The 8,698-nt window shown below is 37.3% G+C and carries 6 protein-coding genes and 5 tRNA genes; 8 read left to right on the top strand and 3 right to left on the bottom strand.

Features of this window, described 5'->3' with window-relative positions; genetic code table 11:
• Positions 1–135: 135 nt before the first annotated feature.
• A complete protein-coding gene (locus tag H964_RS04490; RefSeq protein WP_039765038.1) occupies positions 136–882 on the top strand; it encodes a hypothetical protein in 747 nt (248 codons plus the stop codon).
• Positions 883–1,115: 233 nt separating this feature from the next.
• On the opposite strand, the gene H964_RS04485 is transcribed toward H964_RS04490, so the two are convergent.
• Both H964_RS04485 and H964_RS04480 read right to left on the bottom strand, forming a co-directional pair.
• Positions 1,116–3,749 (bottom strand): phosphodiester glycosidase family protein, encoded by a 2,634-nt coding sequence (locus tag H964_RS04485; RefSeq protein ID WP_039765055.1) that lies wholly within the window; start codon positions 3,747–3,749, stop codon positions 1,116–1,118.
• A gap of 44 nt (positions 3,750–3,793) precedes the next feature.
• On the bottom strand, positions 3,794–4,501 hold the full coding sequence (locus tag H964_RS04480; RefSeq protein ID WP_039765035.1) for a tRNA 2-thiocytidine biosynthesis TtcA family protein: 708 nt from the start codon (positions 4,499–4,501) through the stop codon (positions 3,794–3,796).
• 150 nt (positions 4,502–4,651) lie between these two features.
• Between H964_RS04480 and H964_RS04475 the strand changes: the two genes are divergently transcribed.
• The 5 genes from H964_RS04475 (at position 4,652) to H964_RS04455 (ending at position 5,189) form a co-directional block, all read left to right on the top strand.
• Positions 4,652–4,728 (top strand) — tRNA-Pro (locus tag H964_RS04475).
• A 95-nt stretch (positions 4,729–4,823) separates the two neighbouring features.
• Positions 4,824–4,908, top strand: a tRNA-Tyr gene (locus H964_RS04470).
• A 17-nt stretch (positions 4,909–4,925) separates the two neighbouring features.
• Positions 4,926–5,001, top strand: a tRNA-Thr gene (locus H964_RS04465).
• A 26-nt stretch (positions 5,002–5,027) separates the two neighbouring features.
• Positions 5,028–5,103 (top strand) — tRNA-Lys (locus H964_RS04460).
• A gap of 9 nt (positions 5,104–5,112) precedes the next feature.
• A tRNA-Arg gene (locus H964_RS04455) sits at positions 5,113–5,189 on the top strand.
• Positions 5,190–5,424: 235 nt separating this feature from the next.
• On the opposite strand, the gene H964_RS04450 is transcribed toward H964_RS04455, so the two are convergent.
• Positions 5,425–5,748, bottom strand: coding sequence for a cupin domain-containing protein (locus H964_RS04450; protein ID WP_011916124.1), 324 nt, complete (start codon positions 5,746–5,748; stop codon positions 5,425–5,427).
• A gap of 349 nt (positions 5,749–6,097) precedes the next feature.
• On the opposite strand from H964_RS04450, the gene H964_RS04445 reads away from it, so the two are divergent.
• Positions 6,098–7,192, top strand: a complete 1,095-nt coding sequence (locus H964_RS04445; RefSeq protein ID WP_039765031.1) for a class II glutamine amidotransferase — start codon at positions 6,098–6,100, stop codon at positions 7,190–7,192.
• A complete protein-coding gene (locus H964_RS04440; RefSeq protein WP_011916151.1) occupies positions 7,189–8,697 on the top strand; it encodes a glutamate synthase-related protein in 1,509 nt (502 codons plus the stop codon). The genes H964_RS04445 and H964_RS04440 overlap by 4 nt, the downstream gene beginning before the upstream one ends.
• Position 8,698 lies beyond the last annotated feature (1 nt).

The raw sequence follows: 8,698 nt of genomic DNA, 5'->3' as shown, positions 1-8,698 counted from the left end.
AGATTTTGGCAAGTATATAGAAATAAAAGTCTATAGTCTCCAAAAGCCAGCGCTTGGAAATGTTGAGGAATGTTTGCCCACACTTAGTGATGCTTATTATTTGACTCTTAATCTAAAAGGGGATGGAAGTTTTCAATGAGCAGCATAAAACTTTTTGTTAAAGCTGCAGGGTTATTTAAGATTTTAGGTATAGCTATTGTCAGCCTTTTGTTGCTATTTGCTCCTTTAATTAAGCATTATACGGTTGGGGATGCAACTAATATAAAAATTCATTTTTTAGACCCAAATCATTTTACAACAGAGCGATATATGACTGTGTTATTTGTTTATTATGAAAAAATAATTGCAGCTTTGACAGTTGTGTGGTTGGTAGAATTTTTTGGTGATGATTTTGAGGGTGGAATTATTAATCTAATTAAGGTATATTATTATGGTTATAAAAATGCTTTTTTAACAAAATTTAAGATTGCGGTATTACCAACGTGTTTAACTTTAGTCACTGGTTCAATGTTGGGAAAAAAAATAATAGATGATTGTTTGATTCAATTAGAAAATTTTTACAAAAAGTCTTATGTTCCTATTTCGTATTTTGAAATATTTTTGAGGGTGTTACCAACTATCATTTTTTTTATAGGTTTATCTCTTGTTATTCTTTATTATTCACGCAGCAGAGTAATAACCTATACTGTTTGCTGGGGACTGATATTATCAGAGTTGATTACATTTGGAAGTTTTCGCTTTTTATCTCCATTTATTAATGCTTCAAGAGGCAAAACTTTTTCAGATTGGTCTTTAAACATTTTGTTAACAAACAGAATTGCTTATGCATTTATCGGAATTTTTCTATCATGGATTGTTATTCGAAAAGTAAAAAATGTATAAACAACATAACATAACTTATAGAGTTTATTGCAGAAAATGATTTAAAAGAGGTGAAAATGAGTTAGAGTTAAAAAAGAGCTACTCCGAAAAATAAAGGATTTAACGTGATACTTTAAATATCAATAGTAATTCCAATAGTAAAAGAATTTACGAAAAACAAAAAACCTCTCTCTTGATTAGAATATAAGAAAATCCAAGAGAGAGGCTTTATGTTATTTTTAAAAATCCCGTTTTTAATACCCTCTTGCAAGGTAAATGTAACCTTTTTCAACATCACATGCAAGGTTTACACTTTTTGTACTTGATTTTGCAAGCAGGGCATTTGATGATGCATAGCCGATGTAAAGAGTATCGTATCTTTCTACACGGGTGTAATCACTCGTGGTGCAGATGATCATTGATGGCGCTTTTCTTGATTTTAAAAGTCTTATGAGTATATCTTTTTCATTTTGCTTGAGACTTTCAAAGGGGATGTCCAAAACAACAATCAGTGGTTTTTTCTCAGCTGATAGATTTTTAATCCTAATCCACTGATAGAACGAAAAATCCAAAATTGAACCACTTTTGGTTCTTAAAAATACTATGTTAAACTTTTCATTCTTTTCATATGGTGGATTGCCCTTTTCAAGATTGTAACATTTCAAATAGCTGCCAAGATTGGATTCTACCTTTTTCTTGGTGTCACTTGGCAGACTTTCAAAACTCTTTGTCAGTAAAATTACAGACGATTTTGCAAGCTTACTATCGAACTTTGCAACATACTGGTTTATAGCTTCAACAGGCGGTAAATTTACAACATTACCTTTCAGATTGTCAATCCAGATATAACCTTGTGTTTTTTGAGGGATGAGCAAAATATAGTCTAAAGTTTTGTAACTCTCTACATTCAAGGAATAGCTTTTAAAATTGTCGCTTTTGCTCTGAGGTATTTCAACCTCTTTTTGAGTGCCATTTGGCATTTTAAAGCCAAGGTATACTTTGACATTTTTTGCGCAAAGGTCAAATGAAATTTTACTTATGTTTGTAAGGTCGACAGGAGTTTTAAAGTTGAGCTTAAAGCTTTTGCCTTTTGTCGATGAGACGCTGAAATAGACCTTATTTGAATATTTTCCTTGTGTCTTGTTCTTTGATGAAAGAAACATCGAAACACCTTTTGGCCAGCTCAAGGCAAGGTAATCAAACGACCTAAGAAGCTGTAAAGTCTCACCTATTCCAACGGGTATACTGCATTTTAAATCCTTGTAAGAAAATGTTACAAAGCCTCTAAAATTAGATTTTGCTATAAAACTTCCGTCTTTGAACTCAAAAGCAGGATTTTTTTCTACTTGAACTTTTCTTGGGTCTATCTCTTTAAAGTGGCCAAGCTTATCTTTTATATAAAACCTTAGCCTTGCCGACTCACCGGGCAAAAGGTAAAGCTGCTTTTTATTTGTGGTCAAAATCTCCGGTTTGTACACCGAAATCTTTTTTTGTGCAAAAGCTTTCTGGTACACATCTTCATACACACAAGATATTGTAACAACACCATCTTTGTAAGGAGTAAATATGCCATCTTTTATGTCTATCTCGTAAGCATCTTGGTATACCTTCAAATATACAGCATCATATGTAATTGTATTGTAAAATCTGTCCTTTGCATATACCTTTATAGGATACTCTTCGCCTGCAAAGACCCTGTCAGGACAGTCTATATAAAATGTGGCAATTTTATCATCCCTGTATTTGTAAAAAGCTGCTATTGAATCAAAGACCCTTCGGGTCTCACCTGTGTTATAAAAAGCTTTGTACTTTCCATCATTGTCCTTTGCAATAAGCTGTGTGGAATACCCGCCATCAAGGTTTATGGCTGTCCACACGCCAATTGACTGCAAGAATCTTGCAAGCTCGCCTTGAGTTGCACCAATGCTCTTTCCATTTCGCCCGTCAACTGCAACAAGATAGAGGTATCGACCGGTTTTGTCAATGCCAATTGCAGATCGTGGATGCCTTCCTGCAATCTCATGTGTAAAAGATGGTATTTTGCCGTCTTTTAACAAGAAGGTATTACCAGATGCCGCAGCTTTTATTTTCTCAAGTGGAATGGAAAGGTCTATCTTTAAACTTACTTTGTCGCCCACTTTGAAGTTTGCTTTCAGGTTTTTTGCATAGTTTCCTGTTGCCGCCAAAAGATATTCGCTCTTGTCCAAGGCAACAGCCTGCTCTTCTTCTCTGATATCTTTGATGATGCCATCTTTTATGATAAGCTCCACAATTCCCTTGTACTTGTTCCCGATGGTTTTTTGAACATAGTCCCCTGTGAACAAAATAGGGTATGTCAAATCGCCTGTGAACTTGTTTACATGTGCAATCTTGAATTCATAACCAGAATCTAAGTTTACAAGCTTGTATGAAAGACCATTTATATAGTCAAAAAGAATTTCATTTGAGGTTGTATATACAAATGCTGGGAAGGTATTTTGCTTGTTATTTGGTGAAGATATAATCTTGCCACCTGATACAGAAATTCCAATTGGCCAAATCTTATTGTAATTTGTCTTGGTGTTTGTGTAAAAGAAGTTTGCGTTTATTGCAGCAATAGGGTTTTTGTCGATTTGACTTGAAACCATGTTATATACAAAATCACCGGTGTTCGCAACTTTTGACTTTACCACATCAAAGTCAAATCCACCATCTATAAGGTCAAGCTTTATGCAATTTATATCCACAAACCCTTCATCTGTCAAAAGTTCATACTTTTCATAATATGTACGAGGAGCAATCTGCTGTGTGGTTTTAAATCTCAAGATTTCTGTATACGGCTTTGCAAATGCTGATAGGATGAAGGACAAAATTGTCGCAAAAGAGATAAAACTTAAAAACTTTTTCATCTTCACACTTGCCTCCAGTCTTTTGTGATGAAAATTGCAAAAGTTTAGTCTTTTAATCCCCATATATTTCTCTTTATAGCATTGAAGACCAAATCCTTGGTGGCGGGATGAAACTGTTTTAAGCTTTTTACAAACTCTTTCATTCTTTGCCTGTTAGTTTTTCCATTTGCAGGACATGGGTTTGTGATTACGGGAAGCTCAAGTTTTCTTGCAGCAGCCCTCAAGTCATGTTCTTTTAAATAAATCATAGGTCTTATAGTTGTAATTTGAGTTCTGTCAAGGTATGTCTTTGGTGAAAAACAATAGATTCTTCCTTCAAAAAAGAGGCTCAGGAAAAACGTTTCAACCACGTCATCCAAGTGATGGCCGAGCGCAACCTTGTTACAACCAAGACTTTTTGCTGTTGAGTTAAGTATTCCACGCCGAAGGTTTGCACAAAGCGAGCAAGGATTTTCTTCTTTTCTAATGTCAAACACAATCTGCTTTATTTGCGATGGCACAAGATGAAATTCAACATCTATTTTATCACAAAATTCTTTGATTGGCAAAAAATCCATTCCCTCAAATCCCATATCAACCGTGATAGCAACAACATCAAACTTTTTGGGGTAAAATCTTCTCATGAAGCTCAAAGTGTAGAGCATAGTGAGACTATCTTTTCCGGCAGAAACACCAACTGCAATCTTGTCTCCTTCTTCTATCATTTCAAAATCTTCTACAGCTTTTCTCACCTTGCTAAAGATATGCTGCATTTTTCATTCCTCCAAATGCTATTATTTTGATTTATATTGTAGACATTATAGAATTATACCATGTTTGCTATCATATAAGGAAGTTAAAAATTCCTCATTCCCCCCTCTTGACGAAAATCAAAAATGGTGCTATTATATAAATGCTGATGGCGGGGTGTAGCTCAGCTTGGTAGAGCACGTGGTTTGGGACCATGGGGCCGGAGGTTCAAGTCCTCTCACCCCGACCATTAGAATAGATTGTTAAAAAGGGTATTGACAGAAAGGTAAAGCCTATGCTAAAATACAAAAACGTCGACTCTTAAAAAACAAGAGAGTAAAAAATGGAGGGGTACCCAAGTGGTCAAAGGGGGCAGACTGTAAATCTGTTGCCGCAGGCTTCGTTGGTTCGAATCCAACCCCCTCCACCACTAAGGCTAAAAATGGTGCTGGCGTAGCTCAATCGGTAGAGCAGCCGACTTGTAATCGGCAGGTTGCGGGTTCGAGTCCCATCGCCAGCTCCATTTAATTTAATAAAAAAATAACAGGTGCGCCATTAGCTCAGTTGGTAGAGCAGCTGACTCTTAATCAGCGGGTCTGGGGTTCGAGTCCCTAATGGCGCACCATTTAAATGCGCGCCCATAGCTCAGCTGGATAGAGCAACGGACTTCTAATCCGTAGGTCAGGGGTTCGAATCCTCTTGGGCGCGCCATTTGTTTTTGAGAGTTTTGATGGTTGGAATAGTATTATAAACATTTTATTTGATGATTATCTTTCAGCTATCTAAGAGACTGCAAAAATTTAGGGTAACTGCTCTGCTATCGTAGGTGCAGTTACCCTTTATATTTTGTTTGCTAAAATACGTGATTTAATTTACAGCATTATAATAAACTTAAACGAAAATGAAATATTTATACCTCTTTAGTTGTGGCAGCTCATGTTTTTTTTCATAGCTCATACTGATGGCCTTTTCGCCTTTTGCCCATAAGAGGACCTTCCAGCCAAAACATTGTTGTGTCCTCTAAAGCTTCTACAATTTCATGAAAATCACCCATCCTTGTCCAGAGCATGTCACCTTTTTCAAGTATGTATTCCTTATCTTCTGAAATCACTTTCAGTTTTCCTTCGAGTACAAAATAGTACTCATCACAGTCGTGTGTATGTCTTTCTACAATGTTTTTTTGTCCTTTTTTATAATAAGCAATTCCCCACGAGGAAAATCCTGGGTCACCAAACAATAATGGCTGCTCGTTTATGTTTCGTTTTGGCATTTTCTCACCTCAAAAATTCATTTTTTCTCTTCAGTATGTTATACTTAAATTCTAACTTATAATCATTGCAATTAGAAGATATATTCAAAATTTTTTGTTTTTTATTTTAACACCCAATGTTTTGCAAGTTCTGTACCAAAATTGCAAGTTTTTTATTCTCAACTTGCAAGAAGCAAAAAATTCACCTCAATTTATTATTGATTGTTTAAGAATTTGCTGCTATAATTAAATTTAACACATTGTATACATGTATTATTGTTGTTCTTTGAATGCAAAATATATTAAGATTTTATCAAAAAAGAGAAGAAATGTAAATAAAATTTCAATTTATATACAGGAGGTATAAAAATTGTTAAGAGAAGGGCAAGTTAGGATTCCATCAGGTTGTGCTATTTCTGGGTTTATTAACAAAAAAGGTGTGAGGGTTTCTGGCACAGACATTATAAATTCCATTGCAATTATGAAAGAGAGAGGGAATGGACTTGGTGGTGGGTTTGCAGCTTATGGAATCTATCCTGACAGGAAAGACTGGTATGCTTTTCATCTATTTTTTGATGATATAAAGGCAAAAGAAGATACGGAGCACTTTTTAAACCAGAACTTTGAGATATTAGAAAGTGAAGTAATTCCAACAAGAAAGGTTTCAAGTATTCAGAACGCTCCAATTGTTTGGCGATATTTTGTAAAACCTCTTGAAAAAAGGTTGAGAGACACAGAAAAAACAGAAGAGGACTTTGTGGTGGACAGTGTTATGTTCATAAACAGCCAGATTGATGGTGCATATGTCTTTTCAAGCGGTAAGAACATGGGGGCATTCAAAGGAGTTGGATATCCCGAGGACATAGGCGAGTTTTTCAGAATTGATGAGTACAAAGCATACATCTGGACAGCGCACTCAAGATTTCCGACAAACACACCTGGTTGGTGGGGCGGTGCGCATCCGTTTACGCTGCTTGACTGGTCAATTGTCCACAATGGCGAGATTTCGTCATATGGCACAAATTATAGGTACTTAGAGATGTTTGGATACAAATGTACACTCAGGACAGACACCGAGGTCATGGCATATCTTTTTGACCTTCTTCTAAGAAGGCACAGACTTCCTGTTGAGATTGCAACAAAAGCGTTAGCAGCGCCGTTTTGGAGTGTGATCGACAGGCAAAGCGAACAAGAAAGAGATAAGCTGAGAGCTATCAGGATAGTTTATCAATCATGCCTTGTAAATGGACCATTTTCTATCATTTTAGGTTTCTCAAACGGAATATTAGCATTAAATGATAGGATAAAGCTAAGACCGCTGGTTGCAGCACAAAAAGGCGATTTTGTGTATGTTGCATCAGAAGAGTCGGCTATTAGAGAGATTTGCAAGGATCCAGAAAAGGTCTGGATGCCAAAGGGTGGCGAAGCTGTTTATGTTACTTTGGACGAAGGGGTGATAGTATGATTTCGCTATATGAAAACGAATTTGAGGTCGTAAGGGACGAGCTAAAGTGTATTCGCTGTAAAGTATGTGTGAGACAGTGCGCAAACGAAGTTCATGAATATGATGAAGAAGAAGACAGAGTGGTTGCAGATTCTTCAAAATGCGTTGCATGCCACAGATGTGTTGTAATGTGCCCAACAAAGGCGCTGACAATCAAAAAGACAGAAAATGCATTCAAAGAGAATGCAAACTGGCTACCTTCTTATATAAATGAAATATACAAACAAGCAGAAACAGGCGGGATACTTTTAACTGGTATGGGAAATGACAAGCCAATACCAATTTACTGGGATAGACTCTTAATAAACGCAAGCCAAGTTACAAATCCGTCGATTGACCCGCTGAGAGAGCCGATGGAGCTTAAAACCTTTATTGGTAGAAAACCTGACAAGCTTGAGTTTGATGAAAATGGTAATCTTAAAACCAAACTTCCGCCACAGCTTGAGTTAGAAGTACCTATTATGTTTTCTGCGATGTCGTTTGGCTCTATTTCACTCAATGCTTGCGAGTCTTTGGCGGCAGCAGCAGTTGAGGTAGGAACATACTGGAATACAGGTGAAGGTGGCCTTCATCAAAAGCTTTACAAGTACAAAGAAAGAGCAATAGTTCAGTGCGCATCAGGAAGATTTGGAGTTGATGTTGACTATTTGAATGCAGGTGCGGCAATTGAGATAAAGATAGGTCAGGGTGCAAAACCAGGGATTGGCGGGCACCTTCCTGGTGAGAAGGTTGGTGAAGAGGTATCAAGAACAAGGATGATTCCAATTGGTTCTGATGCAATCTCACCAGCACCACACCATGATATTTATTCAATTGAAGACTTAAGACAGCTCATTTTTGCGCTAAAAGAGGCAACAAACTACACAAAACCAGTTGGTGTCAAGATTGCAGCAGTTCACAACGTTGCAGCAATTGCCTCTGGTATTGCAAGAGCTGGCGCTGACTTTATCACAATAGACGGTGTCAGAGGCGGAACAGGTGCAGCACCGCTTAGAATAAGAGATAATGTTGGTATACCTATTGAGCTGGCTTTGGCAGCGGTGGACTCAAGACTTAGAGAAGAAGGAATTAGAAATCAGGTGTCAATCATTGTTGCAGGTTCAATCAGAAACAGCGCAGATGTTGTAAAAGCCATTGCACTTGGTGCTGATGCTGTTTTCATTGGAACAGCAGCGCTAATTTCCTTGGGGTGCCACGTTTGCCAAAAGTGCCACACTGGAAAGTGCAACTGGGGTATTGCAACACAGGACCCTGTTTTGGTAAAAAGACTAAATCCAGAGATTGGTGCAAGAAGAGCAGCAAACTTGCTTCGTGCATGGGCTCATGAGATAAAAGAGATGCTGGGTCTGATGGGGATAAATGCTTTGGAGAGCTTGAGAGGAAATAGACTTATGCTTCGAGCAGTAGGACTTACAGAAAAAGAGATGGAGATCTTAGGTGTGAAGCATGCAGGAGAGGGGGTCTAAA

The sequence above is a fragment of the Caldicellulosiruptor sp. F32 genome, assembly GCF_000404025.1.
Lineage (GTDB): Bacteria > Bacillota > Thermoanaerobacteria > Caldicellulosiruptorales > Caldicellulosiruptoraceae > Caldicellulosiruptor > Caldicellulosiruptor saccharolyticus.
This window is presented reverse-complemented; position numbering and strand designations above follow the sequence as displayed.